21 protein-coding genes and 1 riboswitch are annotated in these 21843 nt (G+C 67.8%); of the genes, 9 read left to right on the forward strand and 12 right to left on the reverse strand.

Annotated features, from left to right (window positions below; genetic code table 11):
* Window positions 1–9: 9 nt before the first annotated feature.
* Window positions 10–1278, reverse strand: a complete 1269-nt coding sequence (locus tag B5X90_RS05660; protein WP_079551171.1) for a M20 metallopeptidase family protein — start codon at window positions 1276–1278, stop codon at window positions 10–12.
* A gap of 187 nt (window positions 1279–1465) precedes the next feature.
* Here B5X90_RS05660 and B5X90_RS05665 point away from each other — a divergent pair, with 187 nt between their 5' ends.
* Window positions 1466–2497, forward strand: a complete 1032-nt coding sequence (locus B5X90_RS05665; protein ID WP_179129062.1) for an Lrp/AsnC family transcriptional regulator — start codon at window positions 1466–1468, stop codon at window positions 2495–2497.
* 90 nt (window positions 2498–2587) lie between these two features.
* The gene (locus tag B5X90_RS05670; RefSeq protein ID WP_079550801.1) at window positions 2588–4039 is read left to right on the forward strand and encodes an MFS transporter; all 1452 of its coding nucleotides are present in this window, start codon (window positions 2588–2590) and stop codon (window positions 4037–4039) included.
* A gap of 112 nt (window positions 4040–4151) precedes the next feature.
* Here B5X90_RS05670 and cycA read toward each other — a convergent pair whose 3' ends face one another.
* From cycA to B5X90_RS05685, 3 genes are all read right to left on the reverse strand, one after another.
* Window positions 4152–5672, reverse strand: a complete 1521-nt coding sequence (gene cycA / locus B5X90_RS05675; RefSeq protein WP_079550803.1) for a D-serine/D-alanine/glycine transporter — start codon at window positions 5670–5672, stop codon at window positions 4152–4154.
* A 539-nt stretch (window positions 5673–6211) separates the two neighbouring features.
* Window positions 6212–6904, reverse strand: coding sequence for an SAM-dependent methyltransferase (locus tag B5X90_RS05680; protein WP_079550805.1), 693 nt, complete (start codon window positions 6902–6904; stop codon window positions 6212–6214).
* The gene (locus B5X90_RS05685) at window positions 6901–7914 is read right to left on the reverse strand and encodes a class I SAM-dependent methyltransferase (protein ID WP_079550807.1); all 1014 of its coding nucleotides are present in this window, start codon (window positions 7912–7914) and stop codon (window positions 6901–6903) included. Before B5X90_RS05685 ends, B5X90_RS05680 begins: the two co-directional genes overlap by 4 nt.
* Before the next feature lie 209 nt (window positions 7915–8123).
* Here B5X90_RS05685 and B5X90_RS05690 point away from each other — a divergent pair, with 209 nt between their 5' ends.
* Window positions 8124–8447 carry a hypothetical protein gene (locus tag B5X90_RS05690; protein ID WP_079550809.1) on the forward strand — a complete coding sequence of 108 codons (324 nt, stop codon included), beginning with the start codon at window positions 8124–8126 and terminating at the stop codon, window positions 8445–8447.
* Window positions 8448–8790: 343 nt separating this feature from the next.
* A complete protein-coding gene (locus tag B5X90_RS05695; protein WP_079550811.1) occupies window positions 8791–10695 on the forward strand; it encodes a DEAD/DEAH box helicase in 1905 nt (634 codons plus the stop codon).
* Window positions 10696–10892: 197 nt separating this feature from the next.
* Here the strand turns inward: B5X90_RS05695 and B5X90_RS05700 are convergent, their stop codons facing one another.
* The 6 genes from B5X90_RS05700 to B5X90_RS05725 form a co-directional block, all read right to left on the reverse strand.
* Entirely contained in the window at window positions 10893–11543 is a 651-nt protein-coding gene (locus B5X90_RS05700; protein WP_079550813.1) for an MBL fold metallo-hydrolase, read from the reverse strand.
* Window positions 11544–11563: 20 nt separating this feature from the next.
* Window positions 11564–12574, reverse strand: a complete 1011-nt coding sequence (locus tag B5X90_RS05705; RefSeq protein WP_256860070.1) for an aldo/keto reductase — start codon at window positions 12572–12574, stop codon at window positions 11564–11566.
* Window positions 12575–12771: 197 nt separating this feature from the next.
* The gene (locus tag B5X90_RS05710) at window positions 12772–13161 is read right to left on the reverse strand and encodes a DMT family transporter (RefSeq protein WP_079551173.1); all 390 of its coding nucleotides are present in this window, start codon (window positions 13159–13161) and stop codon (window positions 12772–12774) included.
* A gap of 2 nt (window positions 13162–13163) precedes the next feature.
* Entirely contained in the window at window positions 13164–13487 is a 324-nt protein-coding gene (locus B5X90_RS05715; RefSeq protein ID WP_028275448.1) for a DMT family transporter, read from the reverse strand.
* A gap of 9 nt (window positions 13488–13496) precedes the next feature.
* Window positions 13497–13562: riboswitch (guanidine-III (ykkC-III) riboswitch) on the reverse strand.
* 23 nt (window positions 13563–13585) lie between these two features.
* The gene (locus B5X90_RS05720) at window positions 13586–14347 is read right to left on the reverse strand and encodes a cache domain-containing protein (RefSeq protein ID WP_079550817.1); all 762 of its coding nucleotides are present in this window, start codon (window positions 14345–14347) and stop codon (window positions 13586–13588) included.
* 79 nt (window positions 14348–14426) lie between these two features.
* Window positions 14427–15167, reverse strand: a complete 741-nt coding sequence (locus B5X90_RS05725; RefSeq protein WP_179129063.1) for a FadR/GntR family transcriptional regulator — start codon at window positions 15165–15167, stop codon at window positions 14427–14429.
* A 236-nt stretch (window positions 15168–15403) separates the two neighbouring features.
* Here B5X90_RS05725 and B5X90_RS05730 point away from each other — a divergent pair, with 236 nt between their 5' ends.
* The 4 genes from B5X90_RS05730 to B5X90_RS05745 all read left to right on the forward strand — a co-directional run bounded on the left by B5X90_RS05730 (window position 15404) and on the right by B5X90_RS05745 (window position 19589).
* Window positions 15404–16477 (forward strand): ABC transporter ATP-binding protein, encoded by a 1074-nt coding sequence (locus B5X90_RS05730; RefSeq protein ID WP_079550821.1) that lies wholly within the window; start codon window positions 15404–15406, stop codon window positions 16475–16477.
* An 88-nt stretch (window positions 16478–16565) separates the two neighbouring features.
* On the forward strand, window positions 16566–17753 hold the full coding sequence (locus tag B5X90_RS05735) for an ABC transporter substrate-binding protein (protein ID WP_079550823.1): 1188 nt from the start codon (window positions 16566–16568) through the stop codon (window positions 17751–17753).
* A 65-nt stretch (window positions 17754–17818) separates the two neighbouring features.
* On the forward strand, window positions 17819–18748 hold the full coding sequence (locus B5X90_RS05740) for an ABC transporter permease (RefSeq protein WP_179129064.1): 930 nt from the start codon (window positions 17819–17821) through the stop codon (window positions 18746–18748).
* A 13-nt stretch (window positions 18749–18761) separates the two neighbouring features.
* Entirely contained in the window at window positions 18762–19589 is an 828-nt protein-coding gene (locus B5X90_RS05745; RefSeq protein WP_079550825.1) for an ABC transporter permease, read from the forward strand.
* Here B5X90_RS05745 and B5X90_RS05750 read toward each other — a convergent pair.
* Window positions 19586–20239 (reverse strand): HutD/Ves family protein, encoded by a 654-nt coding sequence (locus B5X90_RS05750; protein WP_079550827.1) that lies wholly within the window; start codon window positions 20237–20239, stop codon window positions 19586–19588. The genes B5X90_RS05745 and B5X90_RS05750 overlap by 4 nt on opposite strands.
* 167 nt (window positions 20240–20406) lie before the next feature.
* Here B5X90_RS05750 and B5X90_RS05755 point away from each other — a divergent pair, with 167 nt between their 5' ends.
* The gene (locus B5X90_RS05755; RefSeq protein WP_079550829.1) at window positions 20407–21009 is read left to right on the forward strand and encodes a phosphoribosylanthranilate isomerase; all 603 of its coding nucleotides are present in this window, start codon (window positions 20407–20409) and stop codon (window positions 21007–21009) included.
* Window positions 21010–21041: 32 nt separating this feature from the next.
* On the opposite strand, the gene B5X90_RS05760 is transcribed toward B5X90_RS05755, so the two are convergent.
* The gene (locus B5X90_RS05760) at window positions 21042–21746 is read right to left on the reverse strand and encodes a hypothetical protein (protein WP_256860071.1); all 705 of its coding nucleotides are present in this window, start codon (window positions 21744–21746) and stop codon (window positions 21042–21044) included.
* Window positions 21747–21843 lie beyond the last annotated feature (97 nt).

The following is a 21843-nucleotide window of genomic DNA, read 5'->3' on the forward strand; positions in this document are numbered from 1 at the left end:
GGGTGCGGGCTAGGAAAGGGCGGAGGCGGCGGCGACAGTGTTGGCCGCGGCGGGAGCGTCGGCGGCCGCGAGTGCGGCCAGCCTTGAGATGGCGAGCTCGGCGTAGAGTGCGGCGCCGTCAGCCAGCACGCCGTCGTCGAACGTGGCGTACGGGGAGTGGTTGAACGCGGAAGTGGCGTGGTCGGCGTCCCGGGGGACGGCGCTCAGCCCGATGAACGTGCCGGGGACCTCGGCCAGAACCCTCGAGAAGTCTTCGGAGCCGCTCAGCGGGGTGGCCCAGCGGGAGAGCCGGGACTCGCCGAACAGGCCGGCAATGACATTCTCCGCGGTGTGCGTTTCGTCCTCGTCCGTGATGGTCAGCGGGTACTCCTGCTGGTAGTCGACGTCGACGTCCAGGCCGTGTGCCGCCGCGATGCCCTTCAGCAGCCGCGGCACGGCGTCCATCATCTTCTGCCGGGCTTCCGCGGAGAAGGTCCTGATGGTGGCCTCGATGCGTGCGGTTTCCGGGATGATGTTGCGCTTGGTGCCGGCCTGGAGGACCCCCACGGAGAGGACTACGGGGTCGAACATGTTGAACTGGCGGGTGATCATGACCTGGAGGGCGGTGACCATCTCGGCGGCCGCCGTGACGGGGTCCTTGGCGGAGTGCGGGGCCGACCCGTGGCCGCCGGCGCCGAGCACGGTGACCACCAGGCCGTCGGAGGAACTCAGCATGACGCCGGGCTTGGTGCAGAACGTGCCGTGCGGTTCGAGGGCGGAAAACACGTGCATGCCGTAGGCGGCGTCCACACGCCGGCCGGGGGCATCCAGCACGCCTTCGCGGATCATGTGGCTGGCGCCGTCGAAGCCTTCCTCGCCGGGCTGGAACATCAGGACGACGTCGCCGGCCAGTTGGTGCCGGCGTTCGGCCAGGAGGGTGGCGGCCCCTGCCAGCATGGAGGTGTGCAGGTCGTGGCCGCAGGCGTGCATGGCGCCGTCGATCCTGGAGGTGTAGTCCACGCCCGTCTTCTCCTGCACCGGCAGGCCGTCCATGTCAGCGCGCAGCAGCACCGCCGGGCGGGAGCCCCCCTCGGTCCCGGGCCCCTGGCCCCGCAGTACCGCGGTGACCGACGTCGTGTCCTGGCCCAGGGTGATCTCGTAGGGAAGTCCGTCCAAGGCCTTGAGCACCTTCTCCTGCGTGCGGGGCAGCGCGAGGCCGATCTCGGGTTCCCGGTGCAGTTCGTGGCGGAGCCGGGCAAGGTCGGTCTGCATTTCCCGGGCATCTGCGGTGATCGGCACGTGTTCTCCTTGTTGGTCGAAATTCGCCTGGTTGGCGACGGTTTTTTTCGAAGTGGATTGGTTCACGTCCGGCGGGGACGTCCTGCGTCTATTCTCAAGTGACACAGTTCACACCCGTCCGAAGGCCAGAAAAAATGCACGAATAGACTGTTATCGCAGGTTTCGTGCATGGATGAAGGGAAAAGTGATGGAACTCAGCGAGGACGATCTAGCCCTGATCAACGTCCTGCAGATTGCCCCGCGCCTGAGCTGGGCGGATGCGGCCCAGGTGCTGGGCGTGCACGCCACCACCCTGGCAGCCCGGTGGGAGCGGCTGCTGGACTCGGGCGTGTCCTGGATCACCGCCCACCTGATCGGTGACCCCCAGCAGATGTGCCTGGCGTTCGTCGCCGTGGATTGCGAAATGCACCGGCGCGAGGAAGTCACCGCCAGACTCGCCGGGATGCCGGAAATCGTCACGGTGGAGGAGGCGGCCAGCCACAGGGACCTCATGCTGACTGTCATTACGCCCTCCCTGGACGATTTCAGCCTGAAAGTCATCTCGCGCCTGAAGGAGATTGACGGCCTCCTCAAATATCAGACCGCCCTGTGCACCAGGCTGCACGCAAGCGGCGGCTCCTGGCGGCTGAACGTGTTGAACCGCGCGCAGCAGGCCGCCGTTCGGGCGTTGGCCGGGCCCCAGGCCACCGGAGTTGCCCAGGCTGCCGCCCGGGAAGCGTTGCCGGAAAGCCACCTGGCGCTCCTGCCGTTCCTGGCCAGGGACGGGCGGGCCACGGCGGCAGAGATTGCCCGCGGCCTGGGCAGGCACCCGGCCACCGTCCAGCGCCAGCTCAACCGTGTGCTCGCCAGCGGCATCCTGTCATTCCGGTGCGAGGTGGCCCAGAAGCTGTCCGCTTTCCCCGTGACCTGCCAATGGTTCGTCAACGTCCCCGCCGGGCGGCACGAGGCCGCCGCCGCCGAGCTGAGGACCATGCGGAATGTCCGGCTCAGTGCCTCCACCACGGGGCCCACGAATTTCGTGATCATCATGTGGCTACAGTCCCTGGCTGACGTCATGAACATCGAGGTGGCCCTGCAGCAAAAGGTGCCCGGGATCGAGCTCGTGGAAAGCGTCGTCATGCTGAGCACCGTCAAGCGTGTGGGCTGGATGCTGAACCCGGACTCCAGGGCCAGTGGCGCCGTCGTGGTTCCGGCCCAGGGGTTCGAGGAGGCGGAGTGACGGCGGCGGACCGGCAGCTGATACGCCCACCGGCCAGCTGATAAGCCCACAGACGGGCGGGCTGCGGGGCCCGGTTGTAAGCTGTGGCACGTGCCCCAGACCGACCCGCCCCCTCACCAGGAATTCCGTCCGAAATCCGTCCCGGAATCGGCCGGCATCTTCCACCGCAGCTACCTGCTGGTGACCCTCGGCGCCTGCGCGCTGGTGTTCCTGGCGGCCTTCGAGTCCCTGGCGGTGACCACCATCATGCCGCTCGTCAGCCGGGAACTGGACGGTGCGGGACTCTACGCCTTGGCCTTCGCCGGGCCGCTCGCCACCGGGGTGATCGGGATGGTGGCCGCGGGCAGCTGGTCGGACCGCAAGGGGCCGGTGGCGCCGCTCCTGGCCGCAGTGGGCATGTTCGTGCTCGGCCTGCTCATAGCCGGTACCGCCGGAACAATGCCGGTCCTCGTGTCCGGACGGCTGGTGCAGGGACTCGGCGGGGGCGGGCTTACCGTGGCCCTGTACGTGGTGATTGCCCGGGTCTACCCGCCGGTCCTGCATCCGAAAATCTTCGCCGCCTTCTCCGCGGCCTGGGTCATCCCGTCCCTCGTGGGACCGTTCGCGGCCGGCGCCGTGGCCCAGCTGGCCGGCTGGCAGTGGGTCTTTCTCGGCGTGGTCGGCCTCGTGGTGCCGGCCCTGCTACTGACGGCCCCGGCCCTGCGCGGCCTGAACGGCAGCGCGGGCGCCGGCGGAGATTCCCCGGCCGCTGGGCCGGGGCCCCAAGGCCGTCCACCGGGAGGCCTTGCCAAGTTGGCGCTGGCGGCGCTGGCAGCGCTCGCCGTGCTGGGCCTGAACCTGTCCGCCGCGGTCCCGGTCGCCGGCGGGGTGCTGGCGGCGGCCGCCGTCGCCGTCGCGCTCCTGGCCGTCCGTCCCCTCATGCCGCGCGGAACGCTGACCGCCCGGCGCGGCCTGCCGAGCGTGATCCTCACCCGCGGCCTGGCATCCGCGGCGTTTTTTGGCGCCGAGGTCTACCTGCCCTACCTGCTCGTGGAACGCTACGCCTTCGCCCCGACGTTTGCCGGCCTCACACTCACCGGCGGCGCCATCGCCTGGGCGGCGGCGTCGGCCATCCAGGGCCGGCTGGGGACCCGGCTGGAGCACCGGAGGGCGGTGCGGATCGGATCGGCCCTGGTCCTTGGCGCCGTCGTCCTGGCCCTCGTGACCACGGTGCTGGCCTGGCCGGCCGCCGTCGCGATCGCGGGATGGATCTTCGCCGGGGGCGGCATGGGCCTGATGTATCCGCGGCTGAGCGTCATGACCCTGGCACTCTCCACCAAGGACACCGAGGGCTTCAACAGTTCGGCGATGTCCATTTCGGATTCCCTCGGCGGCGCCCTGGCTCTCGCCGGCACCGGGATCGTGTTCGCAGCCTTTGCGACGGCGGCTCCGTCGGCGTCGTTTGCCGGGGTGTTCGCGCTGACGGCGGTAATCGGGATCGCCGCCGTGGCCGTCGCGCCGCGCGTCGCCGTCGTCCCGGCCGCCGTCAGCAAACGCGCGTAGTGGCACGGCACCATGACAAGCACTGCACAGGAGCCCCGGCCGGATGATCCGGCCGGGGCTCCTGTGTTTCAGCGCTCGCTTGTTTCAGCGCTCTTAAGTTTGCGCGCTCGGATCAGGCAGCCGCGCGGGCTTCCTCCTGCGAGCGGACGGCCTTCCATTCCACAATCCGGGCCTGCTGCAGCGGGGACTTCCGGTTGAAGTACCAGGCCGCGCCCAGCAGCAGGAACCACACGGGCGCCACGAAGAGTGCCAGCCGGGTGTCGTCGGCCTGCCCCAGGGCCACCAGCATGAACACGAAGAACGCGAGCACGACGTACGGCATGAAGGCGGAGCCGGGCATCTTGAAGGACGAAGCCTCGTGCAGGGCCGGCCGGCGGCGGCGGAAGACGATGTAGCTGACCAGGATCATGGACCAGACAAACATGGTCAGCACGGACGCCACGGACGTGACCACCGTGAACGCGCCGATCACGGAGTCGCCGGAATAGAGCAGGACCAGGCCGGCCAGCAGGAAGATGCAGGAGAACAGCAGCGCGTTCTGCGGTACCTTGCGGACGCTGAGCTTGCCGAACGCTTTGGGCGCGTTCCCGTCCTGGGCGAGGCCGTAGACCATCCGGGAGGTTGAGTAGATTCCGGAGTTGGCGCTGGAGGCCGCGGAGGTCAGGACCACGAGGTTGATGACCACCGCGGCGATCCCCAGCCCGGCGAGGGTGAACATGCCGATGAACGGGCTGCTGGCGGGGTCGATGGTGCGCCACGGATTGACGGCCATGATGACCACCAGGGCGCCCACGTAGAAGAGGAGAACGCGGACCGGGATGGAGTTGATGGCGCGCGGCAGGTTCTTCTCCGGGTCCTTGGTTTCGGCGGCGGCGGTGCCCACCAGTTCGATTCCGGCGAAAGCGAAGATGGCGATCTGGAAGCCGAGGACGAAGCCGAACATGCCGTGCGGGAACATGCCGCCGTCGTTCCACATGTTGGCGAGGTTGGCTTCAGCGCCGTTCGGGGACGTGAAGTGGGTGGCGATCATGACCGCGCCGGTGACGATCAGGGCCACGATGGCGACCACCTTGATGATGGCAAACCAGAACTCCGCTTCACCGAACGCCTTCACGGTGGGAAGGTTCAGGAGGATCAAGACCACGGGCGTAAGCAGTGCAGGGATCCACAGGGGCGTGCCCGGAGCGAGCTTGTCCACGTAGCCGGAAATGGCGACGATGTCCGCCACCCCGGTGACCACCCAGAAGAACCAGTAGGACCATCCGGTGAAGAAGCCGGCCCATGGCCCCAGGAGGTCACCGGCGAAGTCGCTGAAGGACTTGTAGTTCAGGTTGGAGAGCAGGATCTCGCCCATGGCACGCATCACGAAGAACAGCATGAAGCCGATGATCATGTAGACGAAGATGACGGAGGGCCCGGCGAGAGAGATGGTCTTCCCGGACCCCATGAACAGGCCGGTGCCAATCGCGCCGCCGATGGCGAGCAGCTGGATGTGGCGGTTGCCGAGGGCCCGGGCGAGGTGCGGCTCGCGGTTCCCGGCGCCGGAGTCACCGTTGGTGGAGGTAGCAGTTCCGGATTGGGCAATGTCAGATTCTGCAGTGGCCGAAGCGGCCGTGGTGGTGCGTTCAGACATGAGGCTTCTTCCTTGTCACAGGCGGTCGCCGGCGGGGGTTCCGCAGTGCGGTCCGCACGGATCCGTCAGAGTGTGACGGAGGTAACAGTTTTGGCGGGTAGATCAAGGTTAGGGCCGGTATTTCGTGGTCCCTGTGGTCGGAGCGGGCCGCGTATGTGGACCGGCTGGTCGGTGGGGTGCTGCCGCGCTCCCGGCAGGACGGAGCTCCCGGAAGGCGCGGGAACCGGTCCGGGACCCGCATCTTCCGCCGGGCTTCAGGGAAAATTGCGACGCCGGCACGCCAGCCCGCTGCGGGGCTTCGAATCACATTGACGCGGATCACGCGCCCAGGGGCGGGTTCGACAGCTGTCGACCATCTTAGCTTCAGTTGTCGTCCGCTGTCTTTTGTCATATTTTGCGGGCCGGGGCTTCCGGGACGTAGCCGATGCCGATCTGGACGACGCCAACCTGGACGTTCACAGGGTGCGGGCGCAAGTGCCGCCGCCCCGCGGCGGCCACCCAGGCCATCCAGGCAGCGGCCCGACAGGTCGTTGAGCCGTCTACTGGGCGGCCAGGCGCGTGGCCCGCAGCACGGCATCCGTGAGGGACACTGCCTCGCCGTCGGGGCCGACGGCGCTTCGACGCCGGCTGTCCAGGACCTCGGCGCGCCACAGCGGCTCCTCGATCCGGAGTTCCCGGGCAAGGTCTTCGGCCGTGAAGAACTTCTCCGGCGTATGGTGCGCTCCCCACGGAGGCAGCCCGTCAGGGTGATGGCCGACGATCAGCAGCGTCCCGCCTGTCCGCACCGCGGCCGCGGCGAGCTGCAACGCTTGCTGCCACGGCATCTGGGTGGAATGCAGGAACTGGGCCGTGACGAGGTCGAACAACCGGTCCGGGACCCACGTGGCAAGATCCTGCTGCACCCACTCGATGGCGGCGTCCTGGCCCCGTTCCCGGGCGTGGGCGGCCGCGCGCTCCAGGGCGACGGCGGAAACGTCGAGTCCTGTCACGCTCCAACCGCGGGCGGCAAGCCAAATCGCGTCCGCGCCCTCGCCGCACCCCAGGTCAAGAGCCTCGCCGGCAGGAAGGTCCGCCGCCTCGGCGACGAGTTGCGGATTCGGCTCCCCGCTCCACATCCTGGACCGGCTGCTGTACTTTTCATCCCACATCCGGGCTGCGGTACCGGGCGCCGTATCCTCGGCGGCCGCTTGCTCGGCGGCGTCATGCTCGTCGCTGTGGCTGCGTTTTGTCATGGTTTCTCCTCATCACGGCGGTTCGCCGGGTTTCGCTGTCTGTTTTCAGGCACGACGGCGGTGACGAACCCTCCCGGCGCGGACCGGCGCCGGGTCTCCCTGCCGAAATTCCTGTGCTCCTCAAGGACCAGTCCGAAGCCCCCAACAAAGTCCGCGGCGCTCTTCCTGGCCGGGGGAGTGTTGTCGATCCCAAAGGTCAGGGGCTCGCCGACGAATCGCGCGGTAGCCCGCGCGTACCGCATGTAGGGCGATCCCGAGGTGATCGTTTCCCTCGAAAAGTAGTCGAAGGCCACGATGCTGCCCGGGGCGGTGCCGGCGATCCTGCGCAGCGTCGCCTCGACGGAGGTGCGGTCCAGATACATGGTCACCGCTTCCCAGAGGAATAATGCGGGCCGGTTCGGGTCGAAACCGGCAGCGAGCAGCTTCTCCATCCAATCCTCGGTTTCGAAATCGGCGGGCACGTACGTGGAGAGGCCCGCTTTTTCGAGCATCGCGAGTTTGAACGCCTGGGTCCGGGGCAGGTCGAGTTCAAAGCAACGCACGCCGTCCCCGGGCACAAGCCGGAACGCCCGGGTGTCGAATCCCGCCCCGAGGATCACCAACTGGTCGATGCCCCCGCGATGCCGTTGAACGGCCGCGTCATAGAGGCTGGTCCGTGCCGTCGGCTGATGGCGCATCGGGGCCCGCCCCGGATACGGATAGCGGTAGAGCCTGGGCACGTAGCCTGTGATCAGGTGGGCGGCGAGGGTGGGGGCTGTCTCCATCTGGATGCCAGTCGCGGACACGTTCGGCAGGACGGCCATGAGCCGGGCCGCGGGGACGTCCGGCCGTGTTCCCAGGCGGTGCTGCATCCAGCGCGTGTAGAGGGATGCGAGCAGCGTGGCCGACGTGCCGGTGCGCCGGCTGTAGGCGAGCATCCCGGGGACGGACGTGACGTAGCCGGCCGCACTCAAGGGAAACAACCCCAGTTGGATGACCCGAAACAGGCCAGCGGAGACTATTTCCGGCATTGCGTCCGACTCCCCTCACGGCCCGCCCGTCGTGCGGCCCTTTCCGCCCACCATGGTCCTCCCGGACGTAACGGCGGTCAATACACCGTCCGGGCTTCCCTCCGTGCGCAGCGCAGGCGGACGGACACGCGGAAATCACGCTCCGGAAACCAACCTGAAACCTGCGTCATGAATGCTGGGCACAAGAGATTGAACGCTGGGGAAGGGCAATGACCATGGACGTTGACGAAGCACGGCAGATCCGCAGCTCGGCCGAGTTGAACGTGGGGGACGAGATCGAGGCGTGGCACAACGGGAAGCTCTTCCACCGGGGCCCGGTGACCCAGACCGTCACGGGCGTGGACCTGTTCTGGATCCTGGATGCCCGGACGGGGACCCGCCGCCTCATCGACGCCGAAGCGCTCGTGATCCTGCGGCCAGCCGCCGCGGGCCCGGCCAAGGCACCGTCACGGGCGCCCATCCACAAATCCACTCATACATCCACCCAGCCGTCCCATATGCCGCTGTTCCAAGCCCCCGGCCTGGCGGGCTAGGGGCCGGGCCGAGGCCACGGATACGGGACCCGGCCCTGCCGGGTGATAGACTGCTATAACTTGATGTGCAGTGATGCCCACTTTTGATTCGGTTGACCGGCTTCGGCCCGTCATCCGGGTCCCTGCCGGATTCCTTCGGGAATCCGCACGCAGGCAGTGGGATTTTTTCATGTGAGAGGTACATCCTGCGTCGATGAACGCGTTCCATTTGGTCCCGGCGGCCGCTTGCTGAAGTCTGGCAACAGCCCGGTTGATCACCTGACTTTTCTTCGGCGAACCCTTGAGCCAACCGGCATCGGGGGCCGATATCCGCACGGATACCGCCTGAAAGACTTTGAAACACATGACTACATTTGCTGCCCTCGGCACGCCCAAAGCACTTGCCGACACCCTGACCGCACAGGGGATCGTGGAGCCCTTCCCGATCCAGGTCAAGACCCTTCCCGACACCCTCTCCGGACGCGACGTCCTGGGCCGCGGCCGCACCGGCTCCGGCAAGACCATCGCATTCGCCATCCCGCTGGTGGCACGACTCGCCGAGCGCGAAGCCAAGCACTTCCGCAAGCCCGGCCGCCCGATGGGCCTGGTCCTGGCGCCCACCCGCGAGCTGGCCACGCAGATCAACGCGACCATCGAGCCGATGGCCAAGGCCATGGGCCTGACCACCACCGTGATCTACGGCGGCATCTCCCAGGCCCGCCAGGAAAAGGCCCTGCGCGCCGGCGTCGACATCGTCATCGCCTGCCCGGGCCGCCTGGAGGACCTGATCCGCCAGCGCATCCTGACCCTCGAAGCAGTCGAGATCACCGTCCTGGACGAGGCCGACCACATGGCCGACCTTGGCTTCCTCCCGGTGGTCAAGAAGCTCATGGACATGACCCCCACCCAGGGCCAGCGCCTGCTGTTCTCCGCCACCCTGGACAACGGCGTGGACAAGATCGTCCAGCGCTACCTGTCCAACCCGCTGACCCACTCCGTGGACGACCCGCAGGCCGCGGTGACCACCATGGAACACCACGTGCTGGTGGTCAACGACCAGACCGTCAAGAAGCAGCTGATCGTCGAGCTCGCCTCCGGCGCCGGCCGCCGCGTGCTCTTCATGCGCACCAAGCACCACGCCCGCAAGCTGGCCAAGACCCTGACCGACGCCGGCATCCCCGCCGTCGATCTGCACGGCAACCTCTCGCAGAACGCCCGTGACCGCAACCTGGCCGAGTTCTCCTCCGGCGATGTCCGCGTCCTGGTGGCCACCGACGTCGCGGCCCGCGGCGTCCACGTCGACGACGTCGAACTGGTCATCCACGTGGATCCGCCCACGGAGCACAAGGCGTACCTGCACCGCTCGGGCCGTACGGCCCGCGCCGGTTCCGACGGCACTGTGGTCACGCTGACCCTGCCCGAGCAGCAGTCCGACGTCAAGAAGCTGATGAAGGCTGCCGGCGTCGAGGTCAACTTCGAGCGCGTCACCGCCAACTCCCCGCTGGTTGCTGAACTGGTCGGCGAAATGGCCGACAAGATCGATCCGCGCACCCGTGCCGCCCTGCTGGCAGCCAAAGCTGCCCAGCATGGTGGCGGCACCTCCACCGGTGCCAACGCCGAGCGCAAGCGCGCCCGCCGCACCACCCAGGCTGCACCCACCGCGGGTGGCCGTGGTGGCCGTGGCGGACGTGGACGGGTGTCCGCCGAGGCGCCGCGGACCGACCTGCCGCGCGCCGAGCGCCGCGCCGTCGCCTACGAAGGCAAGGCGGCTGCCCGCAACGCCGCCGACCGTGTCGCCGAGCAGAACCAGGACCGCGCCGACGCCGAGCGCGCCGAACGCCGGAATGCGCGTGGCCGCGGCCGCACCACCGCCTATGCGCACCACAACGATGTTCCGGCCGCCGGCGGCCGTGCCGCAGCCGGCCGCGGTTCGGACGGACGTGCCGCAGACGGGCGCAGCGACGCCCGGGGCGCTTCGGCTCCCCGCAGCGGAGCACCCCGCACAGGTGGCGCTCCCCGCACCGGCGCTTCGACCGGCGGCCAGCGCAGCGGACGCCCTGCAACCGGCCAGCGTGCAGCTGCCGGCGCCAAGTCCGCCGGCAGCAAATCCGGAGGCAGCGCGGCTGTCTGGTCCTCCAACACCGGTGGCACCTCGGGCGGATCCTACGCCGGCGGCGGCAATGGCCGTTCCGGTGAAGGACGTCCGGCCCGCGGCTCCGGCCCCCGCCGCGCATCGGCTCCGGCCTCGAACGAACGCCGCAGCCGCTAGTCCCCAACCGCTCCCTAACCTCGCAAGCTCGGTCAGGGGACCCGGCGGTCGTGGCCCCCAGCTAACCACCATCGAGTGCTCCCCACCGGCACCCTAGCCTCGCAAGCTCGGCCAGCTAACCACCATCGAGTGCTCCAGAACTGCCGTTTAGAAGGTTCATAACGGCGTTTATGGAGCACTCGATGAGGTCTTCCGGCCTACCAGCCGCGGGCGCGCCACTCTTCCAGGTGCGGCCGTTCCGCCCCGAGGGTGGTGGGCTGGCCGTGTCCCGGATGCACCACGGTGTCATCCGGATACACATCGAACAGCCGCTCGCTCACATCGGTGATCAGCTGGGCAAAGCGCGCCGGATCCTTCTGCGTGTTGCCCACCCCGCCGGGGAACAGCGAATCGCCGGAAAAGATGTGGGCCGGGCCCTCGGGGTCCTGGTACACAAGGGCGATCGAACCCGGTGTGTGGCCTCGCAGATGTACAGCCGTCACGTCGAAGCCGTCGAAGTTGCCGACGTCCCCGTGATCCAGCAGTACATCCACCGGCACCGGCAGTTCCGGGGCATCCTCTGTCCCGGCCGCCGTTTTCACACCGGTGGCTTCCACCAGGCCCGGCAGCGCCCGGACATGGTCCCAGTGCTGGTGGGTGGTGGCAACCAGCGCCAGCTTCGGCGTCGCGGAAGTATCCGCGGCGGCGTCCGCAAGCAGCCCCTGGATGGCGGCCAGATCATCGGCCGCATCGATCAGGACCTGCGCGCCGGACGCCCTGGCCGTGAGCAGGTAAACATTGTTGTCCATCTCGCCGACCGAAATCCGGCGGATGGTGATGTCACGTGACGAGTGAATGAGCGAGTCCATGGCATCAGTCTACGGAGCCGCTATTCACGGCCCTGGGACACCCAGTTGGGGTCCGCGGAGCGGGAGCCGACGACGGCGTCCGCGGCGGACTCGAGCGTCCTCAGTTGCGCTGCGGTGAAGTCGAGGGCCAGGGCGCCCAGGTTTTCGTCGATCCGGTCCGCCTTGCGCGTGCCGGGAACGGGGACCACGGGCAGTCCCAGCTGGCGGCCCTGCGCAAGCAGCCAGGCCAGCGCCACCTGGGCAGGAGTTGCAGCCTGCCCGGCAACGCTCAGTTCCGCAGCGACCGCCTGCACGGCCGCCACCACAACCTGGTTGGCGCTGGCAGCGTCCGCGGCGAAACGCGGGATGTTGCGGCGGAAGTCGTTGCTGCCCAGCGTCGAGGCGTCCACGGTGCCGGTGAGGAATCCCCGGCCCAGCGGCGAATACGGCACAAATCCCACCCCGAGTTCGGCGGCGGCGGGCACCACGTTGCGTTCCACGTCGCGGCTCCAGATGGACCATTCGCTCTGGACCGCGGCGATCGGGTGGATGCGGCTGGCCTCGCGCAGCTCCTCGGCCGTCACTTCTGACAGGCCCAGGTGCCGCACCTTGCCGGCCTGCACCAGCCCCGCCATGGCCTCCACGGTTTCCACTATCGGAACGCGGAGGTCACGGCGGTGCAGGTAGTACAGGTCAATGGTGTCGGTGCCCAGCCGTTGCAGGCTGCGGTCCACGGCCTGCCGCACATAGGTGGCGTCGCCGCGGATGTCCGTGTAGCCGGCCGACGGTGTGCCCACGAGGCCGAACTTGGTGGCCAGCTGGACTTCGCCGCGGCGTTCCTTGAGCAGCCGAGCGATCAGCTCCTCGTTGCTGCCGCCGCCGTAAATGTCCGCCGTGTCAATGAAGCTGACGCCGGCGTCCACCGCATGATGCAGGGTCCGCAGGGCCTCGGCCGGGTCCACCTCGCCGTAGACAGGGGTCAGGGCCATGCCGCCGAACCCCAGGGGGCTGACCATAAGGCCGTCGCCGAGCCGGACTGTTGCTGCCGTCATCTTGGTCTCCATTCGCGCACTGAATAGTTCCGTAGGACTTCCGTCCCTGCCAAGAACCCCGGGATGTGCGCGGCTATTCCGGCGCCCTGTTAGGCGCCCTGTTATCGGCCGGGCCGACGATTCTCCCCACCCTTGACTGCTGCACGGCCGGTACGACGGCGCAGCAGTGAAAGGTAGGGCGACGCCGTCGTACTGCCCTAAACGTGGGGAGTTTCCGCGGGGGAGGGGAGGACAGGGTCTTTTGCAGGTTGCTCTGCCGGCAGGAGCTTGAGGCCCGCCGCGCAGCCGACGATTCCGGCGATGAACAGCAGCTTGAGCGGACTGGCCGGTTCGACGCCGGTGGCCATCGCCCAGCCGACCGTCAGTGCGGCGCCGATCCCCACCCAGATGGCGTAGGCGGTGCCGAGCGGAATACGCTTCACGGCCAAGCCGAGCCCAACCATGCTGAGGGTCGCCGTCACGGCGAACACGAGGGTCGGCAACGGGCGGGAGAACCCCTCGGACAGGCCCAGTGCCGTGGCCCAGACCGCCTCCAGCACGGCGGAAGCGAGCAGGATCATCCATGACATTGCAGCTGATTTCACCATGGTCACGCCACCAGCTTCAGGCCGGCGACGCTCGCGGCAATCCCGCCAAGAAGCAGGATCCGTGCCGCGGTCGGGCGCTCAACTTTGGCGGCTATCGCGTAGCCGGACGTCAGGACGACGCCGACCCCCACCCACACGGCGTAGGCCGTTCCGGTAGGGATGGACTGCATGGCGACGGCGAGCCCGCCGGTGCTGGCGAGGACGGAAACGAGGAAAACGAGGGCCGGGACCAGCCGGCGGCGGCCCCTGGCTTGGGCGGTCCGGTGCAGGGCGGCGGCCCAAACGGCCTCCAGCGCCCCGGAAAGAATGAGTATTAGCCACGACATGACAGCTCCTGTGGCCAGTCTTGTCGCGTGCCGGGTACTGAACCGTCGTCCGGAGGCCCGGAAGAGGGGCCTTGGCCCCCAAGTCTAGCAAATTGGCATCAGAGCCCGAGGGCGTCGCTGCAGAGAATGAACGTGCGCCCCACGGGGTATTGCGCGCATGGCTCGTTCGGCGCGGTAAGGTCGCCGGCGTCGATATCGGGCGCCGCCGACACGATGGCCCGGCCGTCGGCATTGGCCAGGGTGGCGCGGCCGCCGACCCGCCGCAGCGCCGCCATGGCTCCGCGTTCCAGGCGCTGAACGGTCACGTCGATGCCCACGATTCCCGCGACCGGGCCGTCCGGGCGGGTAAACACCGGGTGCGTGAAGGTCAGGACGTACTCGTCGGTGCAGAGGAAATCCACGTAGGGACCGGTGACGTGGGCCCGTCCTGTTTCCACGGGGATCCGGAACCACTCGGCCTTGACATAGCGGCTGATGGAGTTGGGACTGAAGTTGGCCAGCGCGTCGACGTGCTCCAGATCCGGGCCCTGCCACCACGCGATATAGCTGCGCTCGGGCCCGAGCAGCCCGGCGTTGGCGATGAACCCCGCGCCGGCCGCGTAGCCCCCGGGCAGCTGCACCAGTTCCTCGACCGCCGGACGGATGAGCTTGTCCACGGCCGTGCCCGTGACTTTTCCGGACATGGCGGCCAGGGCGGCCCCGGTGTCAGCGGCCCACTCCATCAGGCGGTGCTCGATGCCGGCGATGGTGGCGTCGAGTTCGGCTGCGGCCAGCTGGGCCGCCTTCTGAACAGTGCCGGGCTGGACCGGCGCTGCCATGGACGCTGCGGTGGGGCCTGCGGTGGAGGTGGTTTCGGACATCGTTGCTGCCTTAGCTCGAAGGTGCCGGACATTTGCGGTCAAAGGTGGCCACGATCGTGGCTCCGGGATGCGGGCGAGGTCAATAGCTTTTGGCCTGCTCGGTCAGCAGCCAGTCGGTGGTGGCGGAGATGAGGGCCTTGACCCCAGTTTCGGCGGCCCCGGGATCGTGGGTCTCGATGGCGGCTGCCACGTCCCCGAGGATCACGGCGGTGCGTCCGCGGTAGCCGGGGTCGGCGCAGGGCAGCAGTGTCAGGGTGCCGTGATCTGCCTGCAGCCGGATGAGCTCCCGGGCAAGCCGGGCAGAGCGGGCAATGGCCGCGACTTCCAGCAGGAACTCCGAGAGGGCCAGACGCCAGCTCAGGGAGTCATCGTCCGCTGCGGGGATGAACGAGCGCAGCGTGGCGATGTCGGCGGCGTCGGAGCGGCGGGCCGCCACGCCCGCGCAGGCCGCGGCGATCGCCTGGTAATGCAGCCCGAGGTCCCTGATCTGCAGCCGGCTCAGCTCATGCAGTTGCGCCAGGGCCCGTTCCCGGGAGGGCAGCACGTCGTCGGCGATGAAGCTTCCGCCGCTGCGGCCGCGCGCCGTCCGGATGATTCCCGAGGCACGCAGCTGGGAGAGGGCCTCCCGTGCCGTTACCGCGGACACGCCGAGGGCCGCGGCCAGCTCGGTTTCGTTCGGCAGCCGCTGGCCGCTGGTGAGCAGCCCGGTTTCCACGGCCTGTTCGATCCGGCCGCACACCTCATCCACAAGCCCGCGCGATTTGATCGGCGTGAACACCGCCGCCAGGCTCCGGGAGGCGCCCGTGGGCGACAACACCATTCGGGCCTCCCTTCCCTCCGGCGGTTTCCGCCCCGCCCCGGCCGGCATCCCTGCGGCTTCCGCGGTGCCGCCGCGCGTCGACGGGGCTGATGACATCCTAATCCGGGCTTTGCCGGAGGGTCTATACACAAAACCTATGGAGTAATAGCATTTGGCCCAGCAGCCTAGTGTGGACTGGATCACATTCGGCTGCGTGGTTCCTGTGGACGATCCGGCAACGGAGTAAGGCGCACCCCATGACCGAAACACTGGCCGCCGGCACCTCGACCGGAAACGAAGAGGTTCCGGCGATCCGTCTGCGTAAGCTCACCAAGGTTTTCGGGGACACCGTCGCGGTAGATGGCGTGGACCTGGACATCCGCCACGGGGAATTCTTCTCCATGCTTGGCCCGTCCGGCTCCGGCAAGACGACGGTCCTGCGCCTGATCGCCGGCTTCGAGCTGCCGACGTCCGGGAGTATCGAACTCGAGGGCAAGGACGTCACGGGCATGGCGCCCTTCCAGCGGGACGTCAACACCGTATTTCAGGACTACGCGCTGTTCCCGCACATGTCCCTCGTGGACAACGTCGCCTACGGGCTGCGGGTGCGCGGCATGCCCGGGAACCTGCGGCGGGAGCGGGCCCGGGAAGCCTTGGACCGCGTCCAGCTCGGGAAGTTCCTCGGCCGCAAACCCGCCCAGCTTTCCGGCGGCCAGCGGCAGCGCGTTGCCCTGGCCCGGGCGCTGGTGGTCGAGCCCAAGGTCCTCCTCCTGGACGAGCCGCTCGGTGCCCTGGACCTCAAGCTCCGGCAGCAGATGCAGGTCGAACTCAAGGAACTGCAGCGCTCGCTGGGTATCACCTTCATCTTCGTCACCCACGACCAGGAGGAGGCCCTGACCATGAGCGACAGGATCGGCGTGTTCAACAACGGCGGCATCGAACAGATCGGCACCGCGCACGAAATCTACGAGCGCCCGGGTGGCATCTTCGTGGCCAACTTCGTCGGCACCTCCAACATTTTCGACGCCGGCCAGGCCCAGGCGATCTATGGCCGGCCAGAGCCGCTGTGCATCCGTCCCGAGCGGCTGCGCGTCGCCTGGACCGGCGAACCGGAGCGCCGTTCCGGCACCACCTCCCGGCCCGGGACAGTGACGTCGTTCGTTTACGTCGGCCACGCCACCCAGGTGCGGGTGCAGCTCGACGGCGGACCCGCCGTCGTCGCGCTCGTTCCGGAAAAGCTGCCCGGCAGCGACACCGATCTGGTGAACGGGCCCGTCAGGGTCAGCTGGGACGACGACGCCGTCGTTTGGCTTCCGGCCCCCGGCACCTGACGCCGGGCGATGCCGGGCGGGGTTCCCGTCCGTGCCGCGGCGCAGCGTTCCAGTCCAGGGTTTTTCTCCACAGCGAAAGGTACGGATCATGGCACCAAGAACTAAGGCCTCCCTCGTAGTCGGGGTGGTTGCGGCCGCAGCCCTCGCGCTGTCGGCCTGCGGAACCAGCGGCGGTTCGGGTTCCGCACAGTCGGCGCAGCCGGTCAAAACCGAGATCGGCACCGGCGAAGGCCAGGTGTCCATCCTCGGATGGCCCGGCTACGTCGAGGACGGCAGCAACGACCCGGCCGTCGACTGGGTGCATCCGTTCGAACAGGAAACCCAGTGCAAGGTCAGCTTCAAGCCGTTCGGCACCTCGGACGAGGCCGTGACGCTCATGCGCACGGGACAGTACGACGTCGTCTCGGCCTCCGGGGATGCGTCGCTGCGCCTGATCGCCGGCCAGGACGTGCAACCGGTCAACATGAGCCTGCTGAAGAACTACCCGGACATCTACCCGTTCCTGAAGGACAAAGCCTGGAACACGGTCAACGGCGTCAATTACGGAATGCCCCACGGCTGGGGTGCCAACCTGCTGATGTACTCCACGGACAAGGTCACCCCGGCACCGGCCTCCTGGAGCGCGGTGTTTGACGACGCTGCCAAGAACACCGGCAAGGTCACGGCCTACGACTCGCCCATCTACATCGCCGATGCCGCCATGTACCTCATGGCCCACAAGCCGGACCTCGGCATCAAGAACCCCTATGCCCTCGACAAGGACCAGCTGGCCGCGGCCGTCGACCTGCTCAAGCAGCAGCGCACGCACATCGGCGAGTACTGGAGCGACGTCGTCAAGGAGGTCCAGGCGTTTACGTCCGGGAGCACCGTGGTCGGCACCACCTGGCAGGTGGGGGCCAACATCGCGACGGCAGACGGCGCCAAGGTCGCAACCCTCGTCCCTGACGAGGGCGCCACCGGCTGGTCGGACACCTGGATGATCGGTTCCAAGACCAAGAACCCGAACTGCGCCTACAAGTGGCTCGACTACATCGCCAGCCCCAAGGCGAACGCTCAGGTGGCGGAGTACTTTGGCGAATCCCCGGCCAACGCGAAAGCCTGCGAGCTGACCAAGGATCCCAAACACTGCGAGACGTACCACTCAGGTGATGCGGCCTACGCCGACAAGATCTGGTTCTGGACCACACCGGTGGCCGAGTGCCTCGATGGCCGCAAGGACGTCAAATGCACCGACTACTCGGAATGGACCAAGGCCTGGACGGAAATCAAGGGTTGATTCCGGCTCCGCACCAAACCCGTACGAGCGGGCCGGCCCCGGCGGCCGGCAGAGATTAAGGCGAGATGGCACTTCCTACGCAACAGCTGCCGTCCGGGGCGCCCGGTGATGCCGGGGCCGTGCCACGGGCGAAAACCAACGCCTTCTCGGCGTTGCTGCACCGCTCGCCCCGGCTGAGGCTGGCGGCCCTGCTCACCGCCCCGGCGGGCTGGCTGGTGCTGGTGTATATCGCCGCTTTGGCGGCACTGCTCATCACCGCGTTCTGGACCGTGGACACCTTCACCGGGGAGGTGTCCACGGTGTGGACCACGGAAAACATCGTCACGGTCCTGACCGATCCGGTGTATCAGCGGATCACCCTGCGGACATTGTGGATCGCCGTGGCGGTCACCGTGATTGACATGATCCTGGCACTGCCCATCGCGTTCTTCATCGCCAAAGTCGCCCCCGCCCGCTGGGAGAAACTGCTCGTGGTGGCCGTGCTGATGCCGCTGTGGGCAAGCTACCTGGTCAAGGCCTACGCCTGGCGGAATGTCCTGTCCGAGGGCGGGCTGCTGGAGTGGCTGGGGGCCCCGATCGGCCTGTCCTCGCCGGGCTACGGCGAAACCGCCGTCATCCTGACCCTGTCCTACATCTGGCTGCCGTACATGATCCTGCCGATCTACGCGGGCTTCGACCGGGTCCCCGACTCCCTGCTGGAGGCCTCCGGGGACCTGGGCGCGAAGCCGCTCACCACCATGCGCCTGGTCATGCTTCCGCTGCTTGTCCCCTCCATCATCGCTGGCACGATCTTCACGTTCTCCCTGTCCCTGGGTGACTACATCACTGCGCAAATCGTCGGCGGGACCACCCAGATGCTGGGCACCGTGATTTACGCCAACGTCGGAGCGGCCAACAACCTGCCGTTCGCCGCCGCGGTATCGCTGGTGCCGATCGCCATCATCATGTTCTACCTCTTCGTCGTGCGCCGCACTGGCGCACTGAACAGCCTGTAGTGCGAGGAGCATCATGAGACTTTCCCGTAGCGCCAAGGTGGTCCTGGGCATTGTCACGGCGCTGGTGTTGTTGTTCATCTACACACCGCTGCTGCTGGTGGTGGTGAACTCGTTCAACGCAGACCGGACTTTCGGCTGGCCGCCCAAGGGCTTCACGCTGGAATGGTGGGGCAAGGCCTTTGACTCGCCCGGCGTCAGGGAGGCCGTCGTGTCCTCCCTGTGGGTGGCAGTCGTATCGACCATCATTTCGCTGGTGCTGGGGACGCTGCTGGCGATCTCATTGCAGCGCTATGAGTTCTTCGGCCGTGACGTCATCAACCTCCTGGTAATCCTGCCCATCGCGTTGCCCGGGGTTGTCACGGGCATCGCGCTGAACAACATGTTCACCACGATCCTGGGCGTCCCGCTGAGCCTGTGGACGGTGGTGATCGCCCACGCCACGTTCTGCATGGTGACAGTGTTCAATAACGCCATTGCACGGCTCCGCCGCACCAGCGCCGGCCTCGAGGAAGCCTCTGCCGACCTCGGCGCCGGTGTTTTCACCACGTTCGGCCTGGTGACCTTCCCCCAGCTCCGCTCCGCGCTGCTGGCCGGCGGCCTGCTGGCCTTCGCGCTGAGCTTCGACGAGATCATCGTTACCACGTTCACGATCGGGGCCGGCGAGACCACACTGCCGATCTGGATCCTGCAGAACCTCTTCCGTCCGAACCAGGCGCCGGTGGTCAATGTTGTGGCGGTCGTGCTGATCGTGGTCTCGATCGTCCCGATCTGGCTCGCGCAGCGGCTGTCCGGGGACTCGGTGCGTGTCAGCGGCGCCCGGGTGAAGGCGGACGAGAGCTAAACGGTGCCGGCTTCCGCGGCGTCGATGGAGATGACAGCCAGGAATCCGCGGCCCACGATTTCCGGCGTCGCGGTATCGGCGCCGACGACGGCGTCATAACGGTTCAGGTCGACGCGCTCCGGCTCCGGGACGACCGCGGCGGCCGTCCCGGTGGGAGCGCCGCCGGCAGTCCCGGGACTGACGGTCCCCTGCCCCTGCAGGAGGATGCCGAATTGGCCTGCGAACACCGGATGGGCGCGCTTCTTGGACAGCTCGATGATGGAGGTGTAGCCCTTGAAGGCGCCGTTGCGGGTGATGACGTTCAAATCCCGGATGTCGCCGGTGGGCAGTGCCCCCGCCGAGTCCGCGTCGCCGGAGAACCGGAACGGCCGGTACTTCTCCAGCGGGTGCTCGGCCCCGTCCACGCTCAGCAGCAGCAAGTCGCCGTCAATCACTGTCAGTACACGGTCCATCCCGGCGTAGGCGGAGAAGGGACCCGCCTTGGAGACTTCGGCAATGCTGACGCGCCAGTCCCAGGCGCTGTCCTGCCCTGTATCCTGCGGGGCGGTCTGCGGGGACGGGGTCCGTGGATGGCGCGCCACTTCGCGCGTCACCCCGCCGCCGTTGCGCCAGGGGTGGGCTTTGAGGTCGGCATAGCGGATGATCTCCATGGCCTCAGCCTATCGGCCCGTTTCGGGGACGGCGCCCGCGCCGACGCCGCTGGGCCGACGCCGCCGGGTCGACGGCGGGGCTGCGCACGCCCATGCCGACGCAAAGTCGGCGGCCGGGGTCCGGCCTTGCTAACGTCGGAGGCAGGAAGCGCCCGGAAGGAGCCCCAATGTTTGTCAAAGTGTGCGGCCTGAGCACCCCGGATGCGGTCCGCGTCGCGGCAGGCGCCGGCGCAGACGCCGTCGGCTTCGTCCTGACCCGCAGCCCCCGGGAGGTCACGCCGGAACAGGTCAGGAACCTCCTCGCCCATGTCCCGGACGGAGTGCCCGCGGTGGGGGTTTTCCGGCACGAACCGGCCGCCGACGCCGTCGCCGTCGCCCGTGAGGCGGGCCTGGACTGGGTCCAGCTCCACGGGGACCGCTCACCCGCCGACGTCCGGACAGTGCACGACGCCGGGTTGAAACTCATCAGGGCCGTCACTATGGCCGCCGCCGCGGAGGCCTTCACCGACTGGGGCGAGGATTTGCTCCTGATCGACGCCGCCGTGCCAGGCTCAGGTGAGGCCTGGGACTACGGTTCGGTCCGGGCCAAGGCCCTGACCGGACGCAAGTGGCTGCTCGCCGGCGGTCTCGATCCAGCCAACGTCGCCCGGGCAGCGGCGGAGGCCGGGGCGTGGGGTGTCGATGTGTCCTCCGGCGTCGAGTCGGCGCGCGGCATCAAGGACTTGGCCAAGATCGGGGATTTCGTGCGGGCGGCCAAGGCGCCTGAATGAGGCTGGGCCGCCCGCGGACCATCTGAGTGGGGCTAGGAGCGTTTGATGACGACGTCATCGATATATTCGTCGCCCTTTTGCCGGTTGTGCTCGGCCCCGAGCTGAACTTTGCTCAGGCTGCTCCCGAGCATCTGGACACTCGAGCTGCTGTAGCGCTGCACGCCGTCGAACCATACCTGGATTGTCGACGAACTGCCGTTGGCGGTCACCCGCATGGACACATGGTGCCAGGCGCTCAGAGAGATGCTGCTGGAGATCAGCTTCGTGTAGACAAAGCTGCCACTCGGTGACGTGACCCGGAGCCACAACTGCCCGTTGCTGTTATAGCGGTAGATGTCCGCGACACGGGTGGAACCGGAGAAGAAACGGAAGTACGGGACGTCATTGCCGGAAACGCCGGCAACAGTGATATTGAACCAGCCGTCTGCGTACGAGGTCTTGGTCCCCGAGGAAAACGAAGGGGAGGAGAGGTTTGCGAGCGAGCCGGAATCCGTGGTCACATGCAGCTTGGTTGAGTGTGTTCCGGTATGCGCCCGTGAGCTGGAAATCGTTGCGGTGCCGGTGCCGGACACCTTGGGGACGAGGCCGCAAAAGCCGCCCGCTTCAAAACTGGTGGCGAGCACAACGGTGCCCGGATAGGAATTTGTCGGTGCCGGGCTGCAGGTCGCGGCGGTGGCAGCCTGGGCGGAACCGAAGACAAGGGAACTGGCTACGAGCATTCCGAGCGTCCCAACCATGCTGAGTGTTCTAAGTTTTCTCATTGAAGTACTTTCCGTGATTGGTTCGACTTGTTGATGTCCGCCCGGTGCCGCGGCACCGGGCGGATGGTTTAGG

Origin of the sequence: Arthrobacter sp. 49Tsu3.1M3, from assembly GCF_900168135.1 — a bacterium.
Classification (GTDB): domain Bacteria; phylum Actinomycetota; class Actinomycetes; order Actinomycetales; family Micrococcaceae; genus Arthrobacter.

Coding starts and splice junctions, on each gene's coding strand:
- B5X90_RS05665 (WP_179129062.1), top strand. CDS start 1,466: ATGGAACTCAGCGAGGACGATCTAGCCCTGATCAACGTCCTGCAGATT.
- cycA (WP_079550803.1), bottom strand. CDS start 5,672: ATGTCTGAACGCACCACCACGGCCGCTTCGGCCACTGCAGAATCTGAC.
- B5X90_RS05680 (WP_079550805.1), bottom strand. CDS start 6,904: ATGACAAAACGCAGCCACAGCGACGAGCATGACGCCGCCGAGCAAGCG.
- B5X90_RS05685 (WP_079550807.1), bottom strand. CDS start 7,914: ATGCCGGAAATAGTCTCCGCTGGCCTGTTTCGGGTCATCCAACTGGGG.
- B5X90_RS05690 (WP_079550809.1), top strand. CDS start 8,124: ATGACCATGGACGTTGACGAAGCACGGCAGATCCGCAGCTCGGCCGAG.
- B5X90_RS05695 (WP_079550811.1), top strand. CDS start 8,791: ATGACTACATTTGCTGCCCTCGGCACGCCCAAAGCACTTGCCGACACC.
- B5X90_RS05700 (WP_079550813.1), bottom strand. CDS start 11,543: ATGGACTCGCTCATTCACTCGTCACGTGACATCACCATCCGCCGGATT.
- B5X90_RS05705 (WP_256860070.1), bottom strand. CDS start 12,574: ATGACGGCAGCAACAGTCCGGCTCGGCGACGGCCTTATGGTCAGCCCC.
- B5X90_RS05710 (WP_079551173.1), bottom strand. CDS start 13,161: ATGGTGAAATCAGCTGCAATGTCATGGATGATCCTGCTCGCTTCCGCC.
- B5X90_RS05715 (WP_028275448.1), bottom strand. CDS start 13,487: ATGTCGTGGCTAATACTCATTCTTTCCGGGGCGCTGGAGGCCGTTTGG.
- B5X90_RS05720 (WP_079550817.1), bottom strand. CDS start 14,347: ATGTCCGAAACCACCTCCACCGCAGGCCCCACCGCAGCGTCCATGGCA.
- B5X90_RS05725 (WP_179129063.1), bottom strand. CDS start 15,167: ATGGTGTTGTCGCCCACGGGCGCCTCCCGGAGCCTGGCGGCGGTGTTC.
- B5X90_RS05730 (WP_079550821.1), top strand. CDS start 15,404: ATGACCGAAACACTGGCCGCCGGCACCTCGACCGGAAACGAAGAGGTT.
- B5X90_RS05735 (WP_079550823.1), top strand. CDS start 16,566: ATGGCACCAAGAACTAAGGCCTCCCTCGTAGTCGGGGTGGTTGCGGCC.
- B5X90_RS05740 (WP_179129064.1), top strand. CDS start 17,819: ATGGCACTTCCTACGCAACAGCTGCCGTCCGGGGCGCCCGGTGATGCC.
- B5X90_RS05745 (WP_079550825.1), top strand. CDS start 18,762: ATGAGACTTTCCCGTAGCGCCAAGGTGGTCCTGGGCATTGTCACGGCG.
- B5X90_RS05750 (WP_079550827.1), bottom strand. CDS start 20,239: ATGGAGATCATCCGCTATGCCGACCTCAAAGCCCACCCCTGGCGCAAC.
- B5X90_RS05755 (WP_079550829.1), top strand. CDS start 20,407: ATGTTTGTCAAAGTGTGCGGCCTGAGCACCCCGGATGCGGTCCGCGTC.
- B5X90_RS05760 (WP_256860071.1), bottom strand. CDS start 21,746: ATGGTTGGGACGCTCGGAATGCTCGTAGCCAGTTCCCTTGTCTTCGGT.